The following is a 26,797-nucleotide window of genomic DNA, read 5'->3' as shown; positions in this document are numbered from 1 at the left end:
CCCGGCTGAACGCGGTGATCAGGGGCGGTTGCATGATCAGCCCGGCCCCACGCGCGCGTCCCCCCGCCGCTACTCCGGGAGCCGCAGGATCGGGAAGCTCCCCGTGTTCGTCGGCGCGTGGTCCGGCAGCCACAGCACCGCGACCGCCCCGCCGACGCCCTCCGGAGAGCCCTCCGAGGCGACGTTCCGGAAGGTCAGCCGGGCGCCGAGGACCCGCGCCTGGCCGGCCGCGATCGTCAGGCCCAGGCCGTGGCCCTGGCCCGCGCGGTCGCTCGTGCCCGTACGGAAGCGGCTCGGGCCCTCGCGCAGCAGTGCCTCGGGGAAGCCGGGGCCGTGGTCCCGCACCCGTACCACCCGGCCCTCGACGGTGACCTCCACCGGGCCCTTGCCGTGCTTGGCCGCGTTCGCCAGCAGATTGCCGAGGATCCGCTCCAGGCGGCGCGGGTCGGTCGACACCCAGGACTCGTGGACCACCCGGACCTCCGCGTCCGGGAACATCGACCGCACCCGCCGGTCCACGAACTCGCCGAGCGCGATCTCCTGGAGCTCCGCCCGCTCCGAGGCCCCGTCGAGCCGGGCCACCTCGAGCACGTCCTCGACCAGCGTCCGCATCGCCTGCGCCCGGTCCCGCACCAGCTCGGTCGGACGGCCCGGCGGCAGCAGCTCGGCCGCCGTAAGCAGCCCGGTCACCGGGGTGCGCAGCTCGTGCGCGATGTCCGCGGTGACCCGCCGCTCGGCCTCGATCCGCTCGTGCAGCGCGTCGGTGAGCGAGTCGATCGCCCACGCCAGGTCGTCGGTCTCGTCGCGTACGACTCCGCCGACGGCGTCCCGCACCCGGACGTCCCCGTTGCCCTGGGCGACCCGGCCGGCCGCCGCCGCGGCCTTCCGCAGCCGCCGGGACAGCTGCCCGCCGACGAGGATGCCGAGCGCGCAGCCGCCGAAGACCACCGAGACCGAGCCGATGACGAGCGCCCGGTCGAGGTCCTTCATGATCGTGGCGCTGCGGTCGGCGAAGGGGATGTGCAGCGAGAGCACGTCGCCGTTGGCCAGCGGCACCGCCGCCCACACGTCCGGCGGACCGCCGTGCCGGTGCTCCTGCACGTACGTGCCCCGCCGCTGGTCCCGCATCAGCTGGTCGAGCTGGTCCGGCAGCGCCGGGTCGTTGATCTTGGCGCCGAAGCGCGGCTCCCTCGGCTTGGAGGTCTCGTAGAGGCGCTGGGCGAAGAGCAGCCGTTCCATCTGCACCTCGCGCGCGTTGTCGAGCATCGAGATCCGGGCGGCGTTGTGCACGACCACGCTGAGGGTGACCGCGATCAGCGCGCCGACCGCCGCGATGGCCAGGGCGATCTTCCAGCGGACGCCGGTGCGGAGCGGAAGCGCTCTCACCGATCAGCCCCTGAGCTTGTAGCCGAAGCCGCGGACCGTCTCGATCCGGTCCTGGCCGATCTTGGCGCGCAGCCGCTGCACGTGGACGTCGACGACCCGGGTGTCGCCGCCCCAGCCGTAGTCCCAGACCCGCTCCAGGAGCTTGTCCCGGGAGAGCACCGTGTTCGGCGCCGAGGAGAACTCCAGGAGCAGCCGCATCTCGGTCGGCGTCAGCGCCACCGGCGCACCGCCCCGGCGCACCTCCATGCCCTCGGTGTCGACCTCCAGGTCCCCGTCGCCGAAGACCAGCGGCCCGCCGTCGCCGGCCGCCGCCCCGTCCGCGTCGCCCGCGCCGTTGCCGGCCGCGTGGCCGAAGCGGCGCAGCACGGCCCGGATGCGGGCCATCAGCACGGAGCCGTCGAAGGGCTTGGTGACGTAGTCGTCCGCCCCGGCCTCCAGGCCGAGGACGACGTCGATGGAGTCGGCGCGCGCCGACAGCATGATCACCGGGACGGTCGACTCGTCCCGGATCCGGCGGCAGAGGCTGACCCCGTCCATGCCCGGCAGCATCACGTCGAGGAGCGCGATGTCCGGCCGGTGGGCGCGGAAGGCGTCCAGGCCGGAGAGTCCGTCGGGCATCGCGGTGACGCGGAAGCCGTCCCGCTCCAGGGCGAGCTGGGTGGCCTCCCGGATGACGTCGTCGTCCTCGACGAACAGGACATGGGTCTCGGCCATCGTGCGGGTCCTTCGGGGGTGGTGGGCGGGACGGAACGGCGGGCGGGGCGGGGGAGGCCGGTCAGCCGGCGGCGGACGGGCTCGGCACCGGCTCCGGCACCTCGCCGGCCCCCTCGCCGACGCCGCGGCTGTAGTCGTTGTGCACCCAGTCGTGCTGGGCGAACCTCTTCCCCGACCAGCGGTACGTGATGATGTCCTCGCCCGACGGGTAGGCGACCGGGTCCCCCTCCGCGTACACCTGCTTCGTGACGATCAGGTCGCCGCGGTCGATGGTGCCGAAGACCGCCGCGTCCTCGGCCATGAAGACGTTCTCGTAGCCGTCGGCCCCGGTGCCCCCGCCGCTCTTGCCGCGGTACACGTACGTGCCGATGCCGACCGCGTCGCCGCAGGTCATCACGTTGACCACGACGTCCGGCACGGAACCGTCGGTGAGGTTCCCGTACGAGGCGTCCACCGGGTACGCGTCGGCCACGCACGGCTTCAGGTCGGCCTTCACCCGCGCGCCGATCTTCGGGTCGCCCTTCAGGAGCGCGACCGGGTCCACCCGGGGTGCCGCCTTCGCCGCGTCCGCGCCCGCACCGGAGCCCGAGGCCGTGGCGGGCGGCGTGGGAGCGGCGGCGGCCGTCGCCTCGGCGCGGGCCGCGCCCTCGTCGCGCGAGCCGGTGCCGCCCGTGGAGCACGCGGCCACGAACAGGCCGAGGGCGGCGAGCCCGGCCATCGCCGTGACACCCGCCGCCTTGGGACCCACCGTCCGCGCCGCCCCACCGCCGGGACCGGAATCCGTACCGCTCCCGCCGTCGTGGGTTCTGACGTCGTGGGTTCTGACGCCGTCGGCGTCGCCGTCGTCTAGGCCGCGCACCGCTCGCGTCCTCCCTCGTCACCTCGCACGGCCGCCGCAGCCGACCGCTGTCCACCGGTCCGCTCCCCGGGCCGCCCCAGGGCGCGGGCGTTCAGGTCGCGGCTCTCCAGCTCCTGGCGGAGCCGGGCGAGCGCGCGGTGGAGCGTCGACTTCACCGTACCCGTCGACATGCCGAGGGCCGCCGCGGTCTCCTCCGTGCTCATCTGCTCCCAGTGCCGCAGCACCACGACGCTGCGCTGCTTGGGCGCGAGCACCTTCAGGACGTCCATGAGCAGGGCCCGGTCGGCGTGCTGCTCGGTCGGGTCCTCGACGCGCGCGTCCGGCAGCTGCTCGGTCGGCACCTCTTCGAGGCGGCGCGCCCGCCACCACTCCGTACGCGTGTTGATCATGACCCGGCGCAGGTACGCGTCGGCCAGCGACTTGTCCGCGATCCCGTCCCAGCGGCCGTACGTACGGACCAGCGCGGTCTGGAGCAGGTCCTGCGCGTCGACCGGATCCGGGACGAGGCGGCGGGCGCTGCGCAGCAGCGCGTCCTGCCGCGTGCGGACGTACTCCTCGAAGTCGAGCACCTCGCCCTGGCTCATCCCGACCGCCTCCACATCCCCGTGACCTGCTTGTCCTCCGTGTCGTGGACGACGCTACGGAGCGCTTGTCACGGGCCTGTGCGGGGCAGCCGTCGGTGGACGCACGGCTACCCATCGGTTGTGTAACAGCGGCGGCCGGGAGGTTTTACGGGCGGGGTGGGCCCTGGGAGCCGGGCGGGCCCGGTGGGCCGGGCGGGCGTCCCCGGCCCCGGGGACGCCTCAGGTGAGCGGGAGCCGGTACCGGCCGCCGTCCAGCGGCTCCACCAGCCCGTCCGAGACCAGGCCGTCCAGGGCCCGGCCGCGCTGCACCGGCTCGTCCCAGACCGCGTCGAGCGCGGACTGCGGCACGGGGCCGGGGGAGTCACGGAGCACGGCGAGGAGCCGGCCGCGGACCTGGCGGTCGGTGCCCGCGTACGTCTGGCCGCGGCGGGGCGGGCCGTCGTGGGCCGGCTTGCCGGCCAGCAGCCAGGCGCACCGGTCGGCGACCGGGCAGCGCCCGCAGTCCTCGTTCTTCGCCGTGCAGACCAGGGCGCCCAGCTCCATGGAGGCGGCGGCCCAGCGGCCCGCGGTGGCCTCGTCGTCGGGCAGGAGTTCCCGGGCGAGGCGCCGCTCGGCGGCGGTGGTGGCGTTCGGCGGGTACTGGACGCCGCTCGCCGCGCGGGCGAGGACCCGGCGCACATTGGTGTCGAGGACCGCGTGCCGCTGCCCGTAGGCGAAGGAGGCCACGGCCGCGGCGGTGTACTCGCCGATGCCGGGGAGCGCGAGGAGCTGCCCGTGGTCGCTCGGCACGTCACCGCGGTGCCGGTCCCTTATCGCCACGGCCGCCGCGTGCAGCCGCAGGGCCCGGCGGGGGTAGCCGAGCCGGCCCCAGGCGCGGACGGCCTCGCCGGGCGGCTCGGCGGCCAGGTCGGCCGGGCGCGGCCAGCGCGCCAGCCACTGCTCGTACACCGGCAGCACCCGGACGACGGGCGTCTGCTGGAGCATGAACTCGCTGACCATGACGCCCCAGGCACCGGCCTCGGGACGGCGCCAGGGCAGGTCGCGGGCGTGCCGGTCGAACCAGGCGAGGACCGGTCCGTGCAGCTCGGCCGGGTCGACGCCGGACGGCGCCGTGCGGGTGCCGGTGCCGGAGCGAGCCGTACGGGCACCCGAGGGATCCGTACCGGCGGCCGGGGAGGAGGCGGTGGAGCGGGACAGGGAGGCGGGGGCATCGATGGAAGTCATGGCACCCCCGATCCTGGCACGTCCCGGGGACGATCAGTACGCGCCGTGGCGCGCGCGCGAGCGGCGCTCGGGGCGCGCGGAGGCGTGCGCCGGGGTCGCGGGCCCCCGTCCCGCGCACCACACGACCGCCGTGCTCCGGCTGGACCGGGCCGTCTCCACCAGCGCCGCCATCGGCCGGCGCGCGGCCCGCATGAAGAGGAAGGCGACCAGGCCGCCGAGGAGCAGGCCCGCGGTCACGTCGTGCGGGTAGTGGACGCCGACGAAGACGCGGGAGAAGGCCATGAGGACCGCCATCGGCACGGTCAGCCAGACGATCCCGCGCCAGGAGAGGGCGAGCGCGACCGCGGCGGCTCCGGCGATCGCGGAGTGGTTGCTGGGGAAGGACCAGTCGCCGTACACGGGACAGTCGATCAGCGCGGCCGGCGCCCCGGCGACGGCCCGGCACGGGCGCTCCTCGTCGATCAGAGACTTCAGCGACTCGCTCACCACATAGCCGAAGGCGGTGGCGAGCGGGGCGAGGAAGGCGACCGCCATCGCCCGGTTCGATCCGGTCCGCGAGCGCCACCAGCCGGCCAGGAACAGCGCGCCGAAGAGCAGCAGCCCGAGCTCCGTCCACACTTCGGCGAGCCACTGGAACCAGTGCGGTGTGGAGTGCGCGAAGTCGAGGACGTCGAGGTAGAGACGGTCGGAGAGGTCGAGGAGGGTTTCCATGGGACATGACGCTAACCGGAATCCGGAGCGCCGCGCCCCGGGCCAAGGGACGGACCGACCCCTGACGAAAGTGGGGGATGGACGGAAAGAGCGGTGATTTCCGGGCGCCGCGCGGGGAGTTCCCGTTTCCGGAGGATGTGATCATCGGCAAAACTTGGGCTCTCGGGCGGCGGGTGGGGCGGGAGTTGGGCCTGATCTCTCGTAAGGTTCGGGGCGTGGGATCTTTGCGCAATCCGGTCGGGCCGCTTCCCTCCACCATCTACTGGCGACGGAGGGCGGTCGCGCTGTGCCTGATCGCGCTCCTCGCCCTGCTGACCCTGTGGGCCGTCACCTCCGGTGACGGCGACGGGAAGAAGGCGAACGACGCCGCCAACGGCGCCTCCCCCGTGCCCTCCATCACCCCGGGACCCGGTGGTACCGGTCCCGCCATCAGCCAACAGCCCGGCGGACGCGACGAGTCGGGCGACTCCGGCGACGCGGGCGATTCCGGTACGGGTGACGGCGCGGGTTCCGGCGACGGCGCGGACGCCGGTTCCGGTACGGACGCGGGCCCGGACTCCGGCGGGTCCGGTTCCGGTACGGCGGGCAAGAACGGCGACACCGACGGCGCGGGCGGCGACGGCGGGGCCGGAACGGGCGCGGGACAGCGCCTCCCGGCCGACTCCCCGCTCTCCAACTGCCCCGCGGGGTCCCTGGAGTTGACGCTGCGCAGCGTCAAGCTCACGTACGAGCCCGGCGAGAAGCCCCGCTTCCACCTGGTCCTCAAGAACACCTCGGATGCCGACTGCAAGGCCGACCTCGGGCCCCGCGCCGCCGTCCTGAAGATCAGCAACCCGCAGAGCGACCGCCTCTGGTCCTCCGACGACTGCCCGCGTCCCGCCGACCCGGTGCTGCTGAGGCTCCCCGCGCGGGCCACGATCACCCACACCGTGGAGTGGGACCTCCGGCGCAGCGCCCCGCAGTGCGCCACCGCCCCCGCGGGCACGGCCGGCCCGGGCAACTACCTGGCCGAGGCGACCGTGGCGGGCGGCCGGACGGTCGCGACGCCGTTCAGCCTCGCGAAGGACTGAGCGGGTCCGCTCCCGCGGCGGCCGCGCTGATGACGGCCGCACCGATGAGGGGCGCACCGATGAGGGCCGCACCGATGAGGGGCACGCGGACGGTGGGCCCGGTGAAGGAGGGTGCGCGGACGGTGGGCCCGGTGACGGCCGGTGCGGGTGCGCCCGCCGGGCGGCCACCCGGCGTCAGACGTACCGCTCCAGGATCGACGACTCCGCGAGCCGCGACAGGCCCTCGCGGACGCTGCGGGCCCGGGCCTCGCCGACGCCGTCCACGGTCTGGAGGTCGTCCACGCTCGCCGCGAGCAGCTTCTGCAGCCCGCCGAAGTGCTCCACGAGGCGTTCGATGATCGCGCCGGGCAGGCGCGGCACCTTGGCGAGGAGCCGGTAGCCGCGCGGCGAGACCGCCGAGTCGAGCGTCTCGGGGGAGCCGCTGTAGCCCAGGGCCCGTGCGACGACGGGCAGTTCGAGGAGCTCGGTGTGGGAGAGCGCGTCCAGCTCGGTCAGCGCCTCCGCGACCGTGCGGGAACGCTTCGCCGTGGGCTCCGGCACGTAGTCGCGGATGACCAGCTCACGCTCCGGCTCCACGCCCGCGATCAGCTCGTCGAGCTGGAGCGAGAGCAGCCGGCCGTCGGTGCCGAGCTCGACCACGTACTCCGCGATCTCGGTGGCGATGCGGCGGACCATCTCCAGGCGCTGGGCGACGGCGGTGACGTCCCGGACGGTCACCAGGTCCTCGATCTCCAGCGCGGAGAGCGTGCCGGCCACCTCGTCGAGGCGGAGCTTGTACCGCTCCAGGGTCGCGAGCGCCTGGTTGGCCCGGGACAGGATGGCGGCCGACTCCTCCAGGACGCGCCGCTCGCCGTTCACGTAGAGCGCGATCAGGCGCATCGACTGGGAGACGGAGACGACCGGGAAGTTGCACTGCTTGGAGACCCGGTCCGCGGTGCGGTGGCGGGTGCCGGTCTCCTCGGTGGGGATGGAGGCGTCCGGGACCAGCTGCACACCGGCCCGGTGGATCTTGGTGATGTCCTTGTCGAGGACGAGCGCCCCGTCGAGCTTGCACAGCTCGCGCAGGCGCGTCGCGGCGAACTCGACGTCGATCACGAAGCCGCCGGTGCACATCGAGTCGACCGTCTTGTCCATGCCGAGGACGATCAGGCCACCGGTGTTCCCGCGGAGGATCCGCTCCAGGCCGTCGCGCAGGGCGGTGCCGGGCGCGACCGCGCTCAGCGCCGCGCGCATCAGTGCTTCGTTGCCGGAGCCCGCGCCGGACTTCCCGGGAGCTGCTGCCCCGTCCTTGGCTGCCACTGCACTCCTCCGGCTCGTACGGATGGGCGAGACCAGGGCAAAGTCTAGCGACACCACCCCGCGGCCCTGGGCCGCACGCCGGTCCGGGGTGCTCCGGACGGGCCCCGCCGGGGCGCCCCGGTCGCGACCGCCCTACCCGCTCGGCCCCCCGCCTACCCCTCCGCGCCCCCACCGGAGTACGCGCGAGTGTCCCGGCACGGGCCCGGGGAGGGGCCGGGCGCCCTCGCGGCGGCCGGCCCGCCGCGCCCGGCGGTCAGCCCGCCGTCTCCTCCGTCTTCCTGGCCGCGCGGCGGCTCTGCGGCAGGACCCGCAGGGCGTCGCCGACGTCCGCCACTTCCGTCACCTTCATGCCGGGCGGCACCTTCCCCGGGTCCCCGGGGACCAGCGCGTGGGTGAAGCCCAGGCGGTGGGCCTCGGCGAGGCGGCGCTGGACGCCCGTCACCCGCCGCACCTCGCCCGCGAGCCCGACCTCGCCGATCGCGACCAGGTTCTTCGGCAGCGGGGTGTCGCTCGCGGCGGAGGCCAGGGCGAGCGCGATCGCCAGGTCGGCGGCGGGCTCGGAGAGCTTCACGCCGCCCACGGTGGCGCTGTAGATGTCCCGCTTCCCCAGCGCGCTGATCCGGCCCCGCTGCTCCAGCACGGCCAGCATCATCGAGACCCGGGAGGTCTCCAGACCGGAGGTGGTCCGGCGCGGGGAGGGGATCTGGGAGTCCACGGTCAGCGCCTGCACCTCGGCGACCAGCGGACGGCGGCCCTCCAGGGTGACCGTGAGGCAGGTGCCCGGCACGGCCACGTCACGGCGGGTCAGGAAGAGCCCGGACGGGTCGGCGAGCCCGGTGATCCCCTCGTCGTGCAGCTCGAAGCAGCCGACCTCGTCCGTCGCCCCGTACCGGTTCTTCACGCCCCGGACCAGCCGCAGGCGCGCGTGCCGGTCGCCCTCGAAGCTGAGGACGACGTCGACCAGGTGCTCCAGGAGCCGGGGACCGGCGATCGCCCCGTCCTTCGTCACGTGGCCGACGAGCAGCGTGGACATCCCGCGCTCCTTGGAGGCGCGGATCAGCGCGCCCGCGACCTCGCGGACCTGCGCCATGCCGCCGGGGGCGCCGTCGATCTCCGGCGAGGCGACGGTCTGCACCGAGTCCAGGACGAGCAGCGAGGGCTTGACCGCGTCCAGATGGCCGAGGACCGCCGACAGGTCGGTCTCCGCCGCCAGGTACAGGTGGTCGCTGAGCGCGTGGATCCGGTCCGCGCGGAGCCGGACCTGGCTCGCGGACTCCTCGCCCGTGATGTACAGCGTGCGGTGCTCGTCGCTGGCCGCCTTCGCCGCCACGTCGAGCAGCAGCGTGGACTTGCCGACGCCCGGCTCGCCCGCCAGCAGCACGACCGCGCCGGGCACCAGGCCGCCGCCGAGGACCCGGTCCAGCTCGTCGACGCCGGTGGAGCGGGCGGTCGCCTGCCGGCCGTCGACCTGGCCGATGGGGAGCGCGGCCGTGGAGACCCGCCCGGCGGCGGTGGTCCTGACGGCGGGCGCGCCGTACTCCTCGACCGTCCCCCAGGCCTGGCACTCGGGGCAGCGGCCGAGCCACTTGGCCGTCTGCCAGCCGCACTCGGTGCAGCGGTACGACGGACGGTCCTTGGCGGTTTTCGTACGGGCAGCCATGCTCCACACCGTAGCCGCCGCCACCGACAGCGGACCGCCGTCCGCTCCCGGCCTGTGGACGGACGACCCAGGGCCTGTGGACGGACGGCCCAGGGCCTGTGGACGGACGGCCCCCGGGCCGGGGACGATCGCCCGCGGGTCGGGGGGACGGGCCCCGCCTCCGTCCCGTCGCCGCGGCAGCGTCACACCCCGCCGCTGTCCCCTTTCGAGTGATGGCTTCACCCGTAAGGCTGAGAAGAGCGGATCCGGTATGAAGAGTCCCCCCTCGCGCGCCTACGGTCGCCCAGTGACGAGCAGCAGGCTGGACTCCTCCCGCACCCCGGGCGCCCACCGGGCGCGCCGCGGCCCGCAGCAGGGACCGCGCACGCTCGGCCAGCGCCCCCCCGCCCGCTACGAGGACGTCCTCGACGGACTCTTCACGTACTGTCTCTCGGTCCTCTGCGACCACGACACCGCCACCGCCGTCCTCGGCGACGTCCTCGCCGCCGCCGAGCGCCACCACGGCCGCTGCCCCTCCGACGAGGAGGGCCGCACCGCCTGGCTGTACGCGCTGGCCCGCTGGGCCTGTCTGCGCAGCCTCGGCGAGCAGCGCCGCCGGCGGCAGGGCGCGCACACCGGCCGCCCCGCCGTCCCCCCGCCCGGGCCGCCGCCGGTCTCCGCCGAGACCGCCGAGCGCCGCCGCGCCGAACTCGCCGCCCTCGCCTGGCCCGAGGCGGCCGGCACCACCCCCGAACAGCGCGAGGCCCTCGAGCTGGCCGTCCGGCACGGGCTGAGCCCGCGCCAGGTCGCCGCCGTCCTCTCCCTCGACCCGCAGGCCGCCCGCGAGCTCCTCGCCACCGCCGCCTGCGAGGTCGAGCGGACCCGGGCCGCCCTCGCCGTCGTCTCCACCGGCAGCTGCCCCACCGTCGCCCGCCTCCTCACCGGCGACCGGCGGGTGATCCTCTCGGCGGCCCTGCGCGCCGAACTCGTCCGGCACGTCGACGACTGCCCGGTCTGCCGCCGCGCCGCCGAGCGGGTCGGCGCCGCCGCGCCCTGGCCCGGTGCCGGGCCCCGCCCCGCCCAGGACGGCCCGGCGCTCGTCGAGGCGCCCCGGGCCGCCGCGTACATGGCGATGCTGCACGTCCCACGCGCGCGCGGCGGCGCCCCCCGCTTCGCCCCGACCGGCTTCCCGCTCGACCCCAAGGACCTCGTCGCCCGCCGCGACCGGATGCGGGCCCGCGCGGTCACCACCACCGTGGTCGCCGCCGTCGTGGCCGCCCCCGTGCTCGCCCTGTGGACCTCCTACCGGGGCGTCCCGGCGGGCGCCGAGGCCAGGGACGCCGCCCGGGTCAGCGCGGGCGAGAGCGAGGCGGCCGGCGACGGCCGCCCCAACGACCGGTACGAGAACGCCGGCAACGCCCGCGCGACCCCCGCCCCCGGCGACGTCCGGGGCGGCCGCGCCCCCGACGTCTCCGTCGAGGTCGTCACCCCCGCCCGGACCGCCGCCCCGGCCGCGCCCGCGCGCCCCGGCGAGCCGGCGCCGGGCTGGATCGGTGTCACCGCCCGCTGCGTCGGCGGCGTCACCCTGATCACGCTCAGCGGGGAGGGCGGCGCCCCGGTCGACTGGTCGCTGTGGACGGACGCCCCCTGGCTGTACGTGACCCGCGCCTCCGGCACCCTCGACCCGGGCGCCACGGTCACCGTCGCCGTGCGCGTCGACCCGGCGCGGGAACCGCGCGGCCCCTGGAGCGCCCGGATCGGCGTCGACCCCACCGGCGCGGTGCTGCGGATCAGCGGCCAGGGGCCCGTCGCCCCGATCGACGACCGGGTGATCCCGCCGCCCCCGGTCACCACGGAGCCCACGACCCCGCCGACCGCGCCGCCCACGAGCGGCCCGGTGGACCCGCGGCCGACCGACCCGGGCGAGCCCACGCGGCCGCCGACGACCCCGCCGGCGACGGAGGAACCCACCACCCCGCCGCCGACCACCGAGCCCACGACCCCGCCCCCGACGACCGATCCGACGACGCCCCCGCCGACGACGGACCCGCCCCCGACGACGGACCCGGCCACCACGGAGCCGACGCCCCCGCCGACCACGGAGGAACCGGCTCCGCAGCCCTCCTCCTGAGGACCCTCCCTGAAGCCCCTCCCGGAAGCCCTCCTCCTGGAAGGAGGAGCTAGGGCTTCGGGTCGGCCGGGTGCGGCGCCACCATCGGCAGCGTCGAGGCGAGCCGCGCCTCGCAGAGCCCCACCAGCACGTCGTACGCGTCCTTGCCCATCATCTCGATCAGCTCGGGCCGGTACGAGACGTAGACCGGCTCCCCGCCGCCGTGCGCGGAGGTCGCCGAGGTGCACCACCAGTGCAGGTCGTGACCGCCCGGACCCCAGCCCCGGCGGTCGTACTCGCCGATGGACACCTGGAGCACGCGCGTGTCGTCGGGCCGGTCGATCCAGTCGTACGTCCGGCGCACCGGCAGCTGCCAGCACACGTCCGGCTTGGTCTCCAGCGGCTCCCGGCCCTCCTTCAGGGCCAGGATGTGCAGCGAGCAGCCCGCGCCGCCCGCGAAGCCCGGCCGGTTCTGGAAGATGCAGGAGCCCTTCCAGCGGCGGGTCTGCCGGTCGCCGTCCTCGTCGGTCTGCGTCCACCCCGTCTCGCTGCCGACGTCGTGGAACTGCCACAGCTCCGGCGTCAGCCGCGCCACGTGCTCCGCCACCCGCTTCTCGTCGTCCTCGTCGGAGAAGTGGGCGCCGAGCGTGCAGCAGCCGTCCGCCGCCCGGCCCGCCTGGATGCCCTGGCAGCCGCTGCCGAAGACGCAGGTCCAGCGCGAGGTCAGCCAGGTCAGGTCGCAGCGGAAGACCTGCTCCTCGTCGGCCGGGTCGGCGAACTCCACCCACGCGCGCGGGAAGTCGAGCCCCTGCTCGTCCGGCTCCTCGCCCCTGCGCTGCTTCCGCACGCCCTTGACGGGCGGCTTCCCGCCCTCCACGTTCTGCGCGTACTTCACGTCCCGCGGGTCGTGCGGGACCTCCTCGCGCACGGCTCCGTCGCCGGCGGCACTGTCTTTGCCCGGCTTCGCCTTTTTCGTCTTCGGCACGACACCAAGCGTATGCGGATGGGCGCAGTAGCGTTTCCGCCATGAGACTCGGAGTCCTCGACGTCGGTTCGAACACAGTGCACCTGCTCGTGGTGGACGCCCACCCCGGCGCCCGCCCGCTGCCCGCCCACTCCCACAAGGCGGAGCTGCGGCTCGCCGAGCTCCTCGACGCCCGCGGCGCCATCGCGCCCGGTGGGGTCGAACGGCTCGTCGCGACCGTCCGCGACGCGCTGCACGCCGCCGAGGACAAGGGCTGCGAGGAGGTGCTGCCCTTCGCGACCTCCGCCGTCCGCGAGGCCGGCAACGCCGACGCCGTCCTGGCCCGGGTCAAGGACGAGACCGGCGTCGACCTCCAGGTCCTCACCGGCGAGGAGGAGGCCCGGCTCACCTTCCTCGCCGCCCGCCGCTGGTTCGGCTGGTCCGCCGGCAAGCTCCTCCTCCTCGACATCGGCGGCGGCTCCCTGGAGGTGGCGTACGGCATCGACGAGGACCCCGACGCGGCCGTCTCCCTGCCGCTCGGCGCCGGCCGCCTCACCGCCGGCTGGCTGCCCGGCGACCCGCCCGACACCGAGGACGTCAAGGCGCTGCGCCGCCATGTGCGCGCCCAGATCGCCCGTACGGTCGGCGAGTTCAGCCGCTTCGGGAAGCCCGACCACGTCGTCGCGACCTCCAAGACCTTCAAGCAGCTGGCCCGGATCGCCGGCGCCCCCGGCTCCGGCGAGGGCCTGTACGTGGAGCGGCTGCTGACCCGCGCCGCCCTGCAGGAATGGGTGCCGCGGCTCTCCGCCATGACCGGTGGCGAGCGCGCCGCCCTGCCCGGCGTCTCCGAGGGCCGCGCCGCCCAGCTGCTCGCCGGCGCCCTGGTCGCCGAGGGCGCCATGGACCTGCTCGGCGTGGAGCGGCTGGAGATCTGCCCGTGGGCCCTGCGCGAGGGCGTGATCCTGCGCCGCCTCGACCACCTCCCGGAGACGCTGTCCGGCGTGTGAACCCCGGGGACGTACGGCCGCGCCGACGCGTGAGCCCCGGAGACGTACGGCCGCGCCACGCGCGCGTGCGTACGCGAAGGGGCGGCGCCGCGGCGTGCGGAGGGTGACCGGAACCACCCTCCCGCGCCCAGGTGCGCCCCGTACCCTGTCTGTCGTGGCAGAACCAGCGGTGCGCGTCCCGGATGCGAAGGTCGCCCTGTCGACGGCCTCGGTCTATCCGGAGTCGACGGCGACGGCCTTCGAGGTCGCCGCGCGCCTCGGGTACGACGGCGTCGAGGTCATGGTGTGGACCGACCCGGTCAGCCAGGACATCGAGGCGCTGCGCCGGCTCTCCGACTACCACCAGGTGCCGATCCTCGCCGTCCACGCCCCCTGTCTCCTGATCACCCAGCGGGTCTGGTCCACCGATCCCTGGGTCAAGCTCCGGCGCGCCCGGGCGGCCGCCGAGAAGCTCGGCGCGTCCACCGTCGTCGTCCACCCGCCGTTCCGCTGGCAGCGCCAGTACGCCCGCGACTTCGTGACCGGCATCTGGCGGATGGCCGACGAGACCGACGTCCGCTTCGCCGTCGAGAACATGTACCCGTGGCGGTACAAGGACCGCGAGATGCTCGCGTACGCCCCCGAGTGGGACGTCACCAAGGACGACTACCGCCACTTCACGATCGACCTCTCGCACACCGCGACCGCCCGCACCGACACCCTCGCGATGGTCGACCGCATGGGCGAGCGGCTCGGCCACGTCCACCTCGCCGACGGGCGCGGCTCCGCCAAGGACGAGCACCTGGTGCCGGGCCGGGGCACCCAGCCGTGCGCCGAGCTCCTGGAGCGGCTGGCCGTCTCCGGTTTCGACGGGCACGTCGTCATCGAGGTCAACACCCGGCGCGCGATGTCCGCCGCCGAACGGGAGGCCGACCTCGCCGAGGCCCTCGCCTTCACCCGGCTCCACCTCGCCTCGGCGGCCCGGAACACGCGCGCGTGAGCGAGGCCTCCCCCCGGCGCCGCGGCCGTCCGGCCCGCGTCGCCGCCGACGACACCGCCCCCGGCGCGCGCGAGCGCATCCTGGCGGCGGCCAGGACCCAGTTCGCGGAGCGCGGCTACGACAAGACCTCGGTCCGCGGCATCGCCAAGGCCGCCGGGGTCGACCCGGCGCTCGTGCACCACTACTTCGGCACCAAGGACGAGGTCTTCGCGGCGGCGATCGAGGTCTCCTTCGAGCCGACGCTCGTCGTCCCGGCCCTCCTCGAAGGCCCGCGCGAGGAGGTCGGCGAACGGCTCGCCCGCTTCTTCGTCGGCGTCTGGGAGAACCCGGCGACCCGCGCCCCGCTGCTCGCGGTCATCCGCTCCGCGGTGACCCACGAGGCGGCGGCGAAGGTGCTGCGGACCTTCGTGCTGCGCCGGCTCCTGGAGCGGGTCGCCTCCGGTCTCGCCGTGCCGGACCCGAAGTTCCGGGCCGAGCTGGCGGCCTCGCAGATGATCGGCATCGCGATCCTGCGGTACGTCCTCCAGGTGGAGCCGCTGGCCTCGGCGGACCCGGAGACGATCGTGGCGGAGGTCGCCCCGACGCTCCAGCGGTACCTGACGGAGGCCTGACCGGAGCCGGGCGCCTCCGGGGAGGAATCCGGGAGGACCCCGAGGCGGTCGGGGCCGGGACCCTGACCGCTCCCTGGAATCCCGTCCCGCATGGCGGACAGGCTGTCCAGATCTTGGAGCGGCGGCGTACGCTCGAAGGAAGCACATCCATCACGAGGAGCGAGCGACGATGCCCGAGCTGAGGTCCCGCACTGTCACCCACGGCCGCAACATGGCGGGCGCACGCGCCCTTATGCGCGCCTCCGGTGTACCGGGCGCGGACATCGGGCGGAAGCCGATCATCGCCGTGGCGAACTCCTTCACCGAGTTCGTCCCCGGCCACACCCACCTCCAGCCCGTCGGCCGGATCGTCTCCGACGCCATCACGGCGGCCGGCGGCATCGCCCGCGAGTTCAACACGATCGCCGTCGACGACGGCATCGCCATGGGCCACGGCGGCATGCTCTACAGCCTGCCCTCCCGCGACCTGATCGCGGACAGCGTGGAGTACATGGTCGAGGCCCACTGCGCCGACGCCCTGATCTGCATCTCCAACTGCGACAAGATCACCCCCGGCATGCTGATGGCCGCCCTGCGCCTGAACATCCCGACGGTCTTCGTCTCCGGCGGCCCGATGGAGTCCGGCCGCGCGACCCTCGTCGACGGCTCGGTCCGCACGCTCGACCTGGTCGACGCGATCTCCGACGCGGTGAACCCGAACGTCTCGGACGAGGACATCGCCCGCATCGAGGAGAGCGCCTGTCCGACCTGCGGCTCCTGTTCCGGCATGTTCACCGCCAACTCGATGAACTGCCTGACCGAGGCCATCGGCCTCTCCCTCCCGGGCAACGGCTCCGTCCTCGCCACCCACACCGCCCGCAAGGCGCTGTACGAGAACGCCGCCCGTACCGTCGTCGACCTCACCCGTCGCTACTACGACGAGGACGACGCCTCCGTCCTGCCGCGCTCCATCGCCACCCGCGCCGCGTTCGAGAACGCGATGGCGCTGGACATCGCGATGGGCGGCTCGACCAACACGATCCTGCACCTGCTCGCCGCCGCCCAGGAGGCCGAGCTGGACTACGGCCTGCCGGACATGGACGCGATCTCGCGCCGCGTGCCCTGCCTCGCCAAGGTCGCCCCGAACGTGGTCAAGGACCGCACGTACTACATGGAGGACGTGCACCGGGCCGGCGGCATCCCGGCCCTCCTCGGCGAGCTGTACCGCGCGGGCCTGCTCAACGAGGACGTCCACGCGGTCCACTCCCGCTCCATCAAGGAGTGGCTGGACGCCTGGGACGTGCGCGGCGGCGCGGCCACCGAGGAGGCCGTCGAGCTGTTCCACGCGGCCCCCGGCTGCGTCCGCTCCGCGACCGCCTTCTCGCAGTCCGAGCGCTGGGAGAGCCTCGACACCGACGCGGCCGGCGGCTGCATCCGCGACGCCGCCCACGCCTACTCGAAGGACGGCGGCCTCGCCGTCCTGCACGGCAACCTCGCCGTCGACGGCTGCGTCGTGAAGACCGCCGGCGTCGACGAGTCGATCTGGACCTTCGAGGGCCCGGCCGTCGTCTGCGAGTCGCAGGAGGAGGCCGTCGAGAAGATCCTCAACAAGCGGGTCAAGGACGGCGACGTCGTCGTCATCCGGTACGAGGGCCCCAAGGGCGGCCCCGGCATGCAGGAGATGCTCTACCCGACCTCCTTCCTCAAGGGCCGGGGCCTGGGCAAGACCTGCGCCCTGGTGACCGACGGCCGCTTCTCCGGCGGCACCTCGGGCCTCTCCATCGGCCACGCCTCCCCGGAGGCGGCCTCGGGCGGCACCATCGCCCTGGTCGAGGACGGCGACCGGATCCGCATCGACATCCCGAGCCGCTCGATCGAGCTCCTCGTCGACGACGCGACCCTGGCCGCCCGCCGCGAGGCGCTCGGCGGCGTCTACGCCCCGAAGAACCGCGAGCGCAAGGTCTCGGCCGCCCTCCGCGCCTACGCGGCGATGGCGACCAGCGCCGACAAGGGCGCCGTCCGCGACGTCTCGAAGCTCGGCTGACGACGGCCCCCCGTCACCGGAGCCGTATCTCCGGGAAATCCCCCCTCACGCGCGCGTGAGGGGGGATTTCGCGTCGCCCGCGCGGGAGCGGGCCGAAAAGCCCGCTCCCCGCGCGGACGCGCCCGCGCTACGCTCACGCCTCGCTCTGGATGTCATGTCCACGCCTGCCTGTGAGGGGATCCGCATGCGCGCCTCCGTACGCCGCACGATCCGACGCTCCGCCGTCCTCGCGACCGCCACCACGGCCTTCGCCGCCCTCGCCGCCGCCCCGGCCCACGCCGCCACCCCGGCCTCGATCTGCGGCTCCGGCTACGTCCACATCGACGTCGAGACCCTGCGGAACTCCACCACCGCCCTCGCCCGCGTCCACCTGCTCCACAACGCGGCCACCGGCCACAACTGCGTCGTCACCCTGCACGCCGGCGCCACCGCCGGCTTCCGGCTGCCCACCGGCGCCTGGCTCACCCCGCAGGGCTCCACCACCCGCAAGGACCAGGACCTGTACGGCTCCTACGCGGGCCCCGTCCGCGCCTACGCCGCCGGGCGCTGCGTCAGCTGGGGCGGCATGATCGAGGCCGGGGTCGGCACGTACGCGTACACCAGCCCCTGGGAGCACTGCGGCTGACGCGGCCGGAGGGCCGGGGCTACCAGGACTCCGCCACGCGCGCGTGCACCGCGAACACCGAGCCGTCCGGGGCCGTCCCGAAGACCCGCTCCCCGGCGACCAGCGGCGCCGGCACCTGCGGCGCGTACCCGAGCCGCCCGTTCTCGAGCCGCGGCCGGGTCTGCCCGACGACCGCACCGCGCGCGGTGTCCACGGCGAACAGCCGCCCGTCCGCCGCGGAGAGGTAGAGCCGCTCGTCGGGACCGAGGACGGGCGCCGAGACGTTCGAGGCCCCCGTCTCCAGGTCCCACCGCCGGCTGCCCTTCTCCGGCGCCGTGTCCAGGGCGACGAGCCGCCCGTCCAGCGAGAGCAGGTACGCCACCGAGCCCCGTACGGCGATCCCGGCGAGCTGCATCCGCTCGTGGATCCCGACCCGCCGCTCCGAGCCCGCGGCCGGCCCGCTCCCCGGGTCGTCCGGGGAGCCCGGCGCGAGCAGCACCAGCGCGTCGACCAGGACGCCCTCGTAGCGCGAGGCGAGCACCAGCGTCCCGTCGGCGGTGCGGCCGACCGGGGCGGCGTCCCCGGCCACCACCCGGCTCCACACCAGCTCGCCGGTGGCCGGCAGCAGCGCCCCGATCCGGCTGCTCCGCCCGTCCCCGGCCGTCTCGGAGACGGTGAGGAGCCCGGTCGGGGCGTCGTAGGCGCCGAGCACCGGGTTGTCGAAGCCGGGCAGGCGGTGCGACCACCGCCCGTCCCCGGTCCGGGCGTCGACCCCGCGCAGCGCGCCGTGGCCGTCGGTGAGGACCACCACCCCGCCCGCCGGGCGGAAGGTCTCGGGCACGTCCGCGCGCGCGGTCCAGCCGGGAGCCCCGTCCTCGACGGAGTGCGCGCGCAGCGGCCCGGGCCCCGACGCGACGCCGACCAGCGGCTCCGTCCCGCCGGCCAGCGGCACCGGCGCGAGCGGCGGATCGGCCGCCACCGGCCCGGTCCGCTTCCACAGCACCTCGCCGGTCCTCGGGTCGAGCCGGGCGAGCGTGACGCCCCGCGCCGTGCAGTACAGGGAGCCGGCCTCGTGCAGGCAGGCCGGTGCGGCGGCCCCGCCGTGCTCCTGGAGCCGGGTGTGCCAGCCGTCGACGGCGGTCGCCACCTCGGCCGGGTGGGCGGGCGCCTCGGCCGCGGGCCGGGCCGGCGGCCGCAGCGCCGCGTACGCCCCGGCCCCGGCGAGGACGAGCACGACGACGGCGGAGACGGTGAGCCGCGGGGCGAGCGGCGTCCGCCGGCGCCGCGCGGGCGGGGCGGGCACGGCGGCCCGGGTCGTGGTCGCGCCGGAGGCGTCGGTACGGCCCCGGGCCGGGACGTCGTCCGGCCCGTCGGACGCGAACGGGTCGGCGGGCAGCACGGGCCGCCGCCGCTGGGACGGTATGAAGGCCTCGGCCTCGTACGAGGGCGGGAGCAGGGCCGCCATGATCTGGGCCGGTGTGGGCCGGTCGGCCGGTTCCTTCGCCAGGCAGCGCGCGACCAGCGGCGCGAGCTCGTCGGGCACCCCGGTGAGGTCCGGCTCGTCGTGGACCACCTGGTAGGCCACGATGTACGGGCTGTCCGAGTCGAAGGGGCCGTGTCCGGTCGCCGCGTGCACCAGGACCGAGCCGAGCGCGAAGACGTCGGCGGCGGGGCCGACCTCGCGCGGCCGCTGGAACTGCTCGGGCGCCATGAACGGCGGCGAGCCGATCAGCTTCCCGGTCTCCGTGCGCAGGTCGCTGTCGACCGGCCGGGAGATGCCGAAGTCGATGACCTTGGGCCCGGTGTCGGTGAGGAGCACGTTGCTCGGCTTGAGGTCCCGGTGCACCACCCCGGCGCGGTGGATGTCGCGCAGCGCCTCGGCGAGCCCGGCGGTCAGCCGGCGCAGCTCGGCGGGGGAGAGGGGACCGCGCTGCCGCACCTGGTCGGCGAGGGTGGGGCCGGGGACGTAGAGGGTGGCCATCCAGGGGCGCTCGGCGTCCGGGTCGGCGTCCACGACGGGCGCGGTGAAGGCGCCGCTGACCCGGCGGGCGGCGGCCACCTCCTGCCGGAAGCGGGCCCGGAAGTCGGGGTCCTCGGCGTAGCGCTCGTGCACCACCTTCACGGCGAGCCGCAGCCCGGAGGGCGAGGAGGCCAGGTGGACGACGCCCATGCCGCCCGCGCCGAGCACCGCCTGGAGCCGGTACTCCCCGGCGTACTCGGGACCCCCCGGGTCCCGCTCGGCACCGGTCCTGCTCAACGGCGGCATCTCCCACCCCCGTGTGGTTCCGCGTCCGTCCGTCGGCACGCGCGTGCGCGACGCGACGGAGCCTAGTCGATGGTCCTCCCGATGTCGGCGGGGCTTGCTAGCCTGCGCGCGTCGCACAGAGTGAAACCAGGGGGAGAACATCATGGCGGTGAAGTACTACCCGGTCGCGCCGGGGTACCGGGTCAACGTCCGCTCCGGCCCGAGCACGCAGCACCCGGTGGTCCGGGTGCTCTCCGAGGGCGCGACCGTGCCGGTCCACTGCCAGAAGCCCGGCGAGTGGGTCACGGGGCCGTACGGCACCACCCGCCTCTGGGACGGCATCGCCCCGGGGCAGTACGTCTCCGACGCGTACGTGAGGACCGGCAGCGACGACTACGTCGCGCCGCGCTGCGCCTGAGGACCTTCGCCTCGGCCCCCGGCGCGCCGCACCGGGGATAATCGACCTCGTGAGCGAGGACAAGCAGCACCCCGGAAGCGGCACGAGCGGACCCCGGCCCGAGGAGATCCGTTTCTTCGGGACCACCTGGGTCGACCACAGCGCCCATTACGGACTGCGGCGCGCCGGCCTCGCCGTCGGCGCGCTCGCCGCGGCCGTCGCGGGCGCCTTCGTGCTGCGCTTCGCCTACGAGGGGCTCCAGGTCGCGGCGGTGGGCGGCCTCGTGAACACCCTGGTCATCCTGATGTTCGCGATCTGCTCGGCGATCGCCTTCACCAAGACCTGGGAGGGCTTCGGCCGCCGCCCCGCCGACCAGGCCCGCGAGGACTCGCTCAAGAGCCTGAAGGCCATCGGCTTCATCGGCACGCTCCTCGCCTACGCGCTGCGCTGCCTCATGGAGGCCCCCGGCGAGAAGCTCCGCCGCGCCGAGTACGAGACGGCCCGAGCCCGCCACGAGAAGCGCCGCGGCGCCCGCACCGGCAACCCGGCCGCCCGCAGGAAGCCCAAGCGGTCGTAGACCACCAGCGCCGCCGCCCTGGGCCCGAGCCCCCGCGATCCTTGACGCGGGGGCTTTTCCGTCCCCACTATTCATCACATGATGAATTACGCCTCCGGGGTGCCCGCCGACCCCGAACCCCCCGACCGGGCCCCCGCCGTCACCGCCCGCGGCCTCACCGCCGTCCGCGGCGACCGCACCGTCCTGCGCGCCCTCGACCTCACCGTCCCCGCCGGCCGCGTCACCGGACTCCTCGGCCCCTCCGGCTGCGGCAAGACCACCCTCATGCGCACGATCGTCGGCACCCAGGCCAAGGTCACCGGCACCCTCACCGTCCTCGGCAGCCCCGCCGGACACCCGAGCCTCCGCCCCCGCGTCGGCTACGTCACCCAGGCCCCGTCCGTCTACGACGACCTCACCGTCCGGCAGAACCTCGCCTACTTCGCCGCCGTCCTCCTCCCCGGCCGCGCCCACCGCCCCGCCCGCGCCACCGCCGTCGGGGCGGCCCTCGCCGACGTCGACCTCACCGACCACGCCGACGCCCTCGCCGGACGGCTCTCCGGCGGCCAGCGCAGCCGCGTCTCCCTCGCCGTCGCCCTCCTCGGCGGCCCCGACCTGCTCGTCCTCGACGAGCCCACCGTCGGCCTCGACCCCGTCCTCCGCCGCGACCTGTGGGACCTCTTCCACCGCCTCGCCGCCGACCGGGGCACCACCCTCCTCGTCTCCTCCCACGTCATGGACGAGGCCGAGCGCTGCCACCGCCTCCTCCTCATGCGCGAGGGCGAGATCCTCGCCGAGGGCAGCCCCGACGCCCTCCGCCGCCGGAGCGGCACGGACACCGTCGAAGAGGCCTTCCTCCACCTCGTCGACTCCGCCGCCCGCCCCGCCCGCGCCACCCGCGAGGAGCCCCGCCCATGAGCACCGCACGCACCCTCGCCACGGCGGCCCGCGTCCTGCGCCAGCTCCGCCACGACCCGCGCTCGATCGCCCTGATGCTCCTCGTCCCCTGCGGGATGCTCTTCCTGCTCCGCTACGTCTTCGACGGCGGCCCGGAGACCTTCGACGCCATCGGCGCCTCGCTGCTCGGCATCTTCCCCCTCATCACCATGTTCCTGGTGACCTCCATCGCCACCCTGCGCGAACGCACCTCCGGCACCCTCGAACGCCTCCTCGCCCTGCCCCTCGGCAAGGCCGACCTCATCGCCGGCTACGCCCTCGCCTTCGGCCTCGTCGCCGTCGCCCAGTCCGTCCTCGCCACCGGCCTCGCCGTCGGCCTCCTCGGCCTCGACGTCGTCGGCTCCCCCTGGCTCCTCCTGCTCGTCGCCCTCCTCGACGCGCTCCTCGGCACCGCCCTCGGCCTCTTCGTCTCGGCCTTCGCCGCCTCCGAGTTCCAGGCCGTCCAGTTCATGCCGGCCGTGATCTTCCCGCAGCTCCTCCTCTGCGGCCTGTTCACCCCGCGCGACACCATGGCCCCCGCCCTCGAAGCGCTCTCGAACGTCCTGCCCATGTCGTACGCCGTCGACGGCATGAACGAGGTCCTCCGCCACCCCGACGTGACGTCCGCCTTCGTCCGCGACGCCCTCGTCGTCGCCGGCTGCGCCGTCCTCGTCCTCGCCCTCGGCGCCGCCACCCTCCGCCGCCGCACCCCGTGACCGCCCCTCGGACACCCCGCGCACCGGCCTCCCCGCCGGTGCGAGGATGACGGCACGTACCCCCTCCGGCGAGGTGAACAGAGCCATGACCCAGACCGTCGCAGTCCTCGGCACCGGCAAGATCGGTGAAGCCCTCCTCAGCGGCATGATCCGAGCCGGCTGGCGCCCCGCCCACCTGCTCGTCACCACCCGCCGCACCGAGCGCGCCGCGGAGCTCCGCGACCGCTACGGCGTCGAGGCCGTCACCAACGCCGAGGCCGCCAAGCGCGCCGACACCCTGATCCTGGCCGTCAAGCCCCAGGACATGGGCCGCCTCCTCGACGAACTCGGCCCGCACGTGGCCGCCGACCGCCTCGTCATCAGCGCCGCCGCCGGCATCCCCACCTCCTTCATCGAGGAGCGGCTCAGCCCCGGCACCCCCGTCGTCCGCGTCATGCCCAACACCCCCGTCCTCGTCGACGAGGGCATGTCCGTGATCTCCGGCGGCAGCCACGCCACCCCCGAGCACCTCGCCCACACCGAGGAGATCTTCGGCGGCGTCGGCAAGACCCTCCGCGTCCCCGAGTCCCAGCAGGACGCCGCCACCGCCCTCTCCGGCTCCGGCCCGGCGTACTTCTACTTCCTCGTCGAGGCCATGACCGACGCCGGCATCCTCCTCGGCCTGCCCCGCGCCCAGGCCCACGACCTGATCGTCCAGGCCGCCATCGGCGCCGCCGTGATGCTCCGCGACAGCGGCGAACACCCCGTGAAGCTCCGCGAGGCCGTCACCTCCCCCGCCGGCACCACCATCAGCGCCATCCGCGAGCTGGAGAACCACGGCGTCCGCGCCGCCCTCATCGCCGCCCTGGAGGCCGCCCGCGACCGCAGCCGCGAGCTCGCCTCCGGCAACGGCTGAGAGGCTCCGGCAACGGCTAGGCGACGGACAGCACCTGCGCCGACGTCACGACCCGGGCGAACCCCCCGCCGTGCAGCGACACCGCCGTCGCCCGGGTCAGCTCCTCCGCCGTCCGCGTCCACCCGAACGGCCCGGCCAGGTCGAAGGTGTGCATCGCGTCCAGCGGGAACACCACGTCGTACCCGAGGTTCCCGCCCATCCGGGCCGTCGTCTCGTTGCACATGTTCGTCTGGATCCCGACGATCACGACCTGCCCGATCCCCGCGCCCCTCAGCCACGCGTCCAGGTCCGGCTCCCCGTAGAAGGCGGAGTTCACCGTCTTCGTCACCAGCACCTCGGGCCCGGCGCCCCGGCCCCGCCGCTCCTCCACGAAGTCCTTGAACGCGTTCCCGGCCTCCCCCGACGCCAGCGGCGACCCCTCCCGCACCGAGTCGTGCCGCACGAACACCACCGGCCGGCCCGTCCCCTGCCACCGGTCGATCAGGGCCGCCATGTTCCCCTCCGCCTCCGGGTTGTCCCGACGCCCCCAGTACGCGTCCTCGAAGCCCTTCTGGACGTCGACGACGATCAGTGCCGCGTTCTCCTGGATCTCCATGCGCCCGATCCTGCCGCCGCCCCGGCACCCGCCCCAGAGGCGCGAAAGCCGGCGATCGATGGTTTACTGCCACCCCGTGGCAGCCCCCCAGCGCATCGCCCTCCTCGCCTTCCCCGGCATCCGCGCCTTCGACGTCTCCGTCGTCACCGAGGTCTGGGGCACCGACCGCACCGGCCACGGCGTCCCCGCCTTCGACCTCCGCCGCGCCGCCGCCGACCCGGCCGCCCCGATCCCCCTCCGCGGCGGACTCAGCCTCAGCCCCGACCGTCCCCTCGACTGGCTCGACACCCTCACCCCCACCGACCTCGTCCTCGTCCCCGGCATCGAGGACCCCGACGCCGACGTCCCGCCCCCCGCCCTCGACGCCCTCCGCCGCGCCCACACCGCCGGCGTCCCCGTCGCCTCCCTGTGCGCCGGCGCCTTCGTCCTCGCCCGCGCCGGCCTCCTCGACGGCCGCCGCGCGGTCACCCACTGGCGCCTCGCCGACACCCTCGCCGCCCGTCACCCGAAGGTCCGCGTCGAACCCGGGGCGCTCCACATCGAGGACACCGGCATCTGGACCTCGGCCGGCACCGCCGCCGGCATCGACCTCTGCCTCCACCTGGTCCGTACGGCCCACGGCGCCGAGGTCGCCGCCACCGTCGCCCGCTCGATGGTCACCGCCCCCTTCCGCACCGGCACCCAGGCCCAGTTCATCGAGCGCCCCACCCCCAGGACCGACCGCGACGCCGACGCCCTCGCCGCCGTACGCGCCCACGCGCTCGCCCACCTCGACCGGCCGCACACCGTCGCGAGCCTCGCCGCCCGCGCGGGCATGTCCCCCCGCTCCTTCGCCCGCCACTTCCAGGCCACCACCGGCACCACCCCTCTCCACTGGCTCATCACCCAGCGTGTGGCCGCCGCCCGGAAACTCCTCGAACGCACCGACCACCCCCTCCCCGAGGTGGCCCGCCGCGCGGGCTTCGGCAGCGAGGTCACGATGCGCCAGCACTTCGCCTCGCACCTCGCCACCAGCCCGCGCGACTACCGCGCCGCCTTCCGTCAGGCGGCGGGAAGCAGCCCGATCGCCCGGTAGGCCCGGTCGACCAGCGGCCGCGCCATCGCCCGGGCCCGTTCGGCCCCCCGCCGCAGCACCCCGTCCACGTACGCCGGGTCCGCCGCGAGCTCGGCATGCCGCTCCCGCACCGGCCGCAGCAGCTCCACGACCGCGTCCGCCGCGTCCTTCTTCAGTGCTCCGTACGACGCGTACCCGCCGGCCAGCTCCTCCGGATCCCCGCCCGTGGCCGCCGCCACCAGATCGAGCAGGTTCGCGACCCCCGGCTTCAGCTCCCGGTCGTGGACGACCTCCCGCCCGCTGTCGGTCACCGCCCGCATGACCTTCCGCCGCACGGTGTCCGCGTCGTCGAGCAGGTAGACGATCCCCGCCCCGTTCTCGTGCGACTTCCCCATCTTCGAGCGGGGGTCCTGGAGGTCCATCACCCGCGCGGCCACCGCCGGCCGCGTCGCCCTCGGCACGGTGAAGGTGTGCCCGTACCGCTGGTTGAACCGCACCGCCAGGTCCCGCGTCAGCTCCACGTGCTGCGTCTGGTCCTCGCCCACCGGCACCTCCTCGGTCCCGTAGGCCAGGATGTCCGCCGCCATCAGCACGGGATAGGTGAGCAGCGACAGTCGCACCCCCTGCCCGGCCTCCCGCGCCCGCACGCTCTTCTCCTTGTACTGGATCATCCGCCGCAGCTCGCCGTCGGTGGCCGTGCACTCCAGGAGGTACGACAGCCGGGCGTGCTCGTCCACATGACTCTGCACGAACAGCGTGCAGAGCTCCGGATCGAGCCCCGAGGCCAGCAGCAGCGTCGCCGCCTGCCTGCTCAGCCTCCGCACCCGCGCGGGATCGTGCTCCACGGTCAGCGCGTGCAGGTCCACCACGCTGAACAGCGCCTCGCCCCGGTGCTGGTCCACCTCGACCCACCGCCGTACGGCCCCGAGATAGTTGCCCAGCGTCAGGTGCCCCGTCGGCTTGACCCCGCTGAAGATCCTCGTCATCGCGTTCCGCTCCTTCTCCGTACCGCGCCGGCCCGACGGCCCGGCTCCCGGAGGGGGATACGCGAACGGCCGCCGAGTCGGCGGCCGTGTGTGCATGCGTGAGTACGGGCCGCCTTCAGGCGGCCCACCACTGGGTGGTGTGCGCATGCGTAGTCATACGGAGAGGGTACGCCCTGGCCCGGGGTTGACACGGGATTACCCGCTACGTAGTGTTCTCCGAGTTGTCCGACGTGAGCACCGACTCCGGTCGGCCCCGGACAGCGATTCCGCAAGAACCACCGAGCCTGACGGCCGCGATTCGTCGCGCCGTTCTGCTTTCCGTGCGTTTTTGCGAAATGAGGAATCCGCGTTCGAAGTCCGGACGCAGGCCCCGATTGGCTTCGGGGCCGGGGAATCCGCTAATGTCTCACTCGTCGGAACGGCCCAACAGCCGCGACGACAACCCTCTCTGACGGGGAATCAGACGCCGAAAGGATCTGATAGAGTCGGAAAAGCCGGAAGGGCCCGGAGCGAAAGCGAAAGGGACCGGAAAGCACCGAGGAAATCGGATCGGAAAGATCTGATAGAGTCGGAAACGCAGGAAGCGCCCGGAGGGCCCGGAGACGGGAACGAAGGAAGCGTCCGCACCTTGAG

At 74.8% G+C, this 26,797-nt stretch carries 25 protein-coding genes; 13 read left to right on the top strand and 12 right to left on the bottom strand.

Annotated features, from left to right (window positions below; translation table 11 throughout):
• Positions 1-69: 69 nt before the first annotated feature.
• The 6 genes from cseC to IE245_RS00100 all read right to left on the bottom strand — a co-directional run bounded on the left by cseC (position 70) and on the right by IE245_RS00100 (position 5,478).
• Positions 70-1,386, bottom strand: coding sequence for a two-component system sensor histidine kinase CseC (gene cseC / locus IE245_RS00125; RefSeq protein WP_189944488.1), 1,317 nt, complete (start codon positions 1,384-1,386; stop codon positions 70-72).
• 3 nt (positions 1,387-1,389) lie between these two features.
• The gene (cseB, locus tag IE245_RS00120; RefSeq protein ID WP_189944487.1) at positions 1,390-2,100 is read right to left on the bottom strand and encodes a two-component system response regulator CseB; all 711 of its coding nucleotides are present in this window, start codon (positions 2,098-2,100) and stop codon (positions 1,390-1,392) included.
• A gap of 61 nt (positions 2,101-2,161) precedes the next feature.
• Complete coding sequence (locus IE245_RS00115; RefSeq protein ID WP_189944486.1) at positions 2,162-2,959, bottom strand: hypothetical protein; 798 nt, start codon at positions 2,957-2,959, stop codon at positions 2,162-2,164.
• Positions 2,947-3,543, bottom strand: coding sequence for a SigE family RNA polymerase sigma factor (locus IE245_RS00110; RefSeq protein ID WP_189944485.1), 597 nt, complete (start codon positions 3,541-3,543; stop codon positions 2,947-2,949). Before IE245_RS00110 ends, IE245_RS00115 begins: the two co-directional genes overlap by 13 nt.
• Before the next feature lie 219 nt (positions 3,544-3,762).
• Positions 3,763-4,767: an iron-sulfur binding domain-containing protein gene (locus IE245_RS00105; protein WP_229851000.1), complete on the bottom strand. Its 1,005-nt coding sequence runs from the start codon at positions 4,765-4,767 to the stop codon at positions 3,763-3,765.
• Between the two features lie 33 nt (positions 4,768-4,800).
• Positions 4,801-5,478: a phosphatase PAP2 family protein gene (locus IE245_RS00100; RefSeq protein ID WP_189944484.1), complete on the bottom strand. Its 678-nt coding sequence runs from the start codon at positions 5,476-5,478 to the stop codon at positions 4,801-4,803.
• Between the two features lie 215 nt (positions 5,479-5,693).
• On the opposite strand from IE245_RS00100, the gene IE245_RS00095 reads away from it, so the two are divergent.
• Positions 5,694-6,548 carry a hypothetical protein gene (locus IE245_RS00095; RefSeq protein WP_189944483.1) on the top strand — a complete coding sequence of 285 codons (855 nt, stop codon included), beginning with the start codon at positions 5,694-5,696 and terminating at the stop codon, positions 6,546-6,548.
• A 174-nt stretch (positions 6,549-6,722) separates the two neighbouring features.
• On the opposite strand, the gene disA is transcribed toward IE245_RS00095, so the two are convergent.
• Positions 6,723-7,847 (bottom strand): DNA integrity scanning diadenylate cyclase DisA, encoded by a 1,125-nt coding sequence (disA, locus tag IE245_RS00090; protein WP_030497825.1) that lies wholly within the window; start codon positions 7,845-7,847, stop codon positions 6,723-6,725.
• Between the two features lie 253 nt (positions 7,848-8,100).
• Positions 8,101-9,507 carry a DNA repair protein RadA gene (radA, locus tag IE245_RS00085; RefSeq protein ID WP_189944482.1) on the bottom strand — a complete coding sequence of 469 codons (1,407 nt, stop codon included), beginning with the start codon at positions 9,505-9,507 and terminating at the stop codon, positions 8,101-8,103.
• A gap of 286 nt (positions 9,508-9,793) precedes the next feature.
• Between radA and IE245_RS00080 the strand changes: the two genes are divergently transcribed.
• On the top strand, positions 9,794-11,617 hold the full coding sequence (locus tag IE245_RS00080; RefSeq protein ID WP_189944481.1) for a BACON domain-containing protein: 1,824 nt from the start codon (positions 9,794-9,796) through the stop codon (positions 11,615-11,617).
• A gap of 49 nt (positions 11,618-11,666) precedes the next feature.
• Here IE245_RS00080 and IE245_RS00075 read toward each other — a convergent pair whose 3' ends face one another.
• Entirely contained in the window at positions 11,667-12,473 is an 807-nt protein-coding gene (locus IE245_RS00075) for a DUF3109 family protein (RefSeq protein WP_189944803.1), read from the bottom strand.
• Between the two features lie 149 nt (positions 12,474-12,622).
• On the opposite strand from IE245_RS00075, the gene IE245_RS00070 reads away from it, so the two are divergent.
• The 5 genes from IE245_RS00070 to IE245_RS37620 all read left to right on the top strand — a co-directional run bounded on the left by IE245_RS00070 (position 12,623) and on the right by IE245_RS37620 (position 17,805).
• Positions 12,623-13,567, top strand: coding sequence for a Ppx/GppA family phosphatase (locus IE245_RS00070; RefSeq protein ID WP_189944480.1), 945 nt, complete (start codon positions 12,623-12,625; stop codon positions 13,565-13,567).
• A gap of 154 nt (positions 13,568-13,721) precedes the next feature.
• The gene (locus IE245_RS00065; protein ID WP_189944479.1) at positions 13,722-14,546 is read left to right on the top strand and encodes a sugar phosphate isomerase/epimerase family protein; all 825 of its coding nucleotides are present in this window, start codon (positions 13,722-13,724) and stop codon (positions 14,544-14,546) included.
• Positions 14,543-15,157: a TetR/AcrR family transcriptional regulator gene (locus IE245_RS00060; RefSeq protein ID WP_189944478.1), complete on the top strand. Its 615-nt coding sequence runs from the start codon at positions 14,543-14,545 to the stop codon at positions 15,155-15,157. Before IE245_RS00065 ends, IE245_RS00060 begins: the two co-directional genes overlap by 4 nt.
• Before the next feature lie 169 nt (positions 15,158-15,326).
• Entirely contained in the window at positions 15,327-17,180 is a 1,854-nt protein-coding gene (gene ilvD, locus IE245_RS00055) for a dihydroxy-acid dehydratase (protein WP_189944477.1), read from the top strand.
• Between the two features lie 184 nt (positions 17,181-17,364).
• Positions 17,365-17,805, top strand: a complete 441-nt coding sequence (locus tag IE245_RS37620; protein WP_268256503.1) for an acetyltransferase — start codon at positions 17,365-17,367, stop codon at positions 17,803-17,805.
• Positions 17,806-17,824: 19 nt separating this feature from the next.
• Here IE245_RS37620 and IE245_RS00045 read toward each other — a convergent pair whose 3' ends face one another.
• Positions 17,825-20,050, bottom strand: coding sequence for a serine/threonine-protein kinase (locus IE245_RS00045; RefSeq protein ID WP_189944476.1), 2,226 nt, complete (start codon positions 20,048-20,050; stop codon positions 17,825-17,827).
• 142 nt (positions 20,051-20,192) lie between these two features.
• Between IE245_RS00045 and IE245_RS00040 the strand changes: the two genes are divergently transcribed.
• From IE245_RS00040 to proC, 5 genes are all read left to right on the top strand, one after another.
• The gene (locus IE245_RS00040; protein WP_189944475.1) at positions 20,193-20,447 is read left to right on the top strand and encodes an SH3 domain-containing protein; all 255 of its coding nucleotides are present in this window, start codon (positions 20,193-20,195) and stop codon (positions 20,445-20,447) included.
• A gap of 49 nt (positions 20,448-20,496) precedes the next feature.
• Positions 20,497-21,003: a hypothetical protein gene (locus IE245_RS00035; RefSeq protein ID WP_189944474.1), complete on the top strand. Its 507-nt coding sequence runs from the start codon at positions 20,497-20,499 to the stop codon at positions 21,001-21,003.
• Between the two features lie 78 nt (positions 21,004-21,081).
• Positions 21,082-21,900: an ABC transporter ATP-binding protein gene (locus IE245_RS00030; protein WP_189944473.1), complete on the top strand. Its 819-nt coding sequence runs from the start codon at positions 21,082-21,084 to the stop codon at positions 21,898-21,900.
• Positions 21,897-22,634 (top strand): ABC transporter permease, encoded by a 738-nt coding sequence (locus IE245_RS00025; RefSeq protein WP_189944472.1) that lies wholly within the window; start codon positions 21,897-21,899, stop codon positions 22,632-22,634. The genes IE245_RS00030 and IE245_RS00025 overlap by 4 nt, the downstream gene beginning before the upstream one ends.
• An 85-nt stretch (positions 22,635-22,719) precedes the next feature.
• Positions 22,720-23,529, top strand: a complete 810-nt coding sequence (gene proC / locus IE245_RS00020; protein WP_189944471.1) for a pyrroline-5-carboxylate reductase — start codon at positions 22,720-22,722, stop codon at positions 23,527-23,529.
• Between the two features lie 16 nt (positions 23,530-23,545).
• Here proC and IE245_RS00015 read toward each other — a convergent pair whose 3' ends face one another.
• Complete coding sequence (locus tag IE245_RS00015) at positions 23,546-24,124, bottom strand: cysteine hydrolase family protein (RefSeq protein WP_189944470.1); 579 nt, start codon at positions 24,122-24,124, stop codon at positions 23,546-23,548.
• A gap of 58 nt (positions 24,125-24,182) precedes the next feature.
• On the opposite strand from IE245_RS00015, the gene IE245_RS00010 reads away from it, so the two are divergent.
• The gene (locus IE245_RS00010; protein ID WP_189944469.1) at positions 24,183-25,199 is read left to right on the top strand and encodes a GlxA family transcriptional regulator; all 1,017 of its coding nucleotides are present in this window, start codon (positions 24,183-24,185) and stop codon (positions 25,197-25,199) included.
• On the opposite strand, the gene trpS is transcribed toward IE245_RS00010, so the two are convergent.
• Positions 25,166-26,164: a tryptophan--tRNA ligase gene (gene trpS / locus IE245_RS00005; protein ID WP_189944468.1), complete on the bottom strand. Its 999-nt coding sequence runs from the start codon at positions 26,162-26,164 to the stop codon at positions 25,166-25,168. The two genes, IE245_RS00010 and trpS, sit on opposite strands and share 34 nt — an antisense overlap.
• Between the last annotated feature and the right edge of the window lie 633 nt (positions 26,165-26,797).

The organism is Streptomyces roseolus (genome assembly GCF_014649855.1).
GTDB lineage: Bacteria > Actinomycetota > Actinomycetes > Streptomycetales > Streptomycetaceae > Streptomyces > Streptomyces roseolus.
This window is presented reverse-complemented; position numbering and strand designations above follow the sequence as displayed.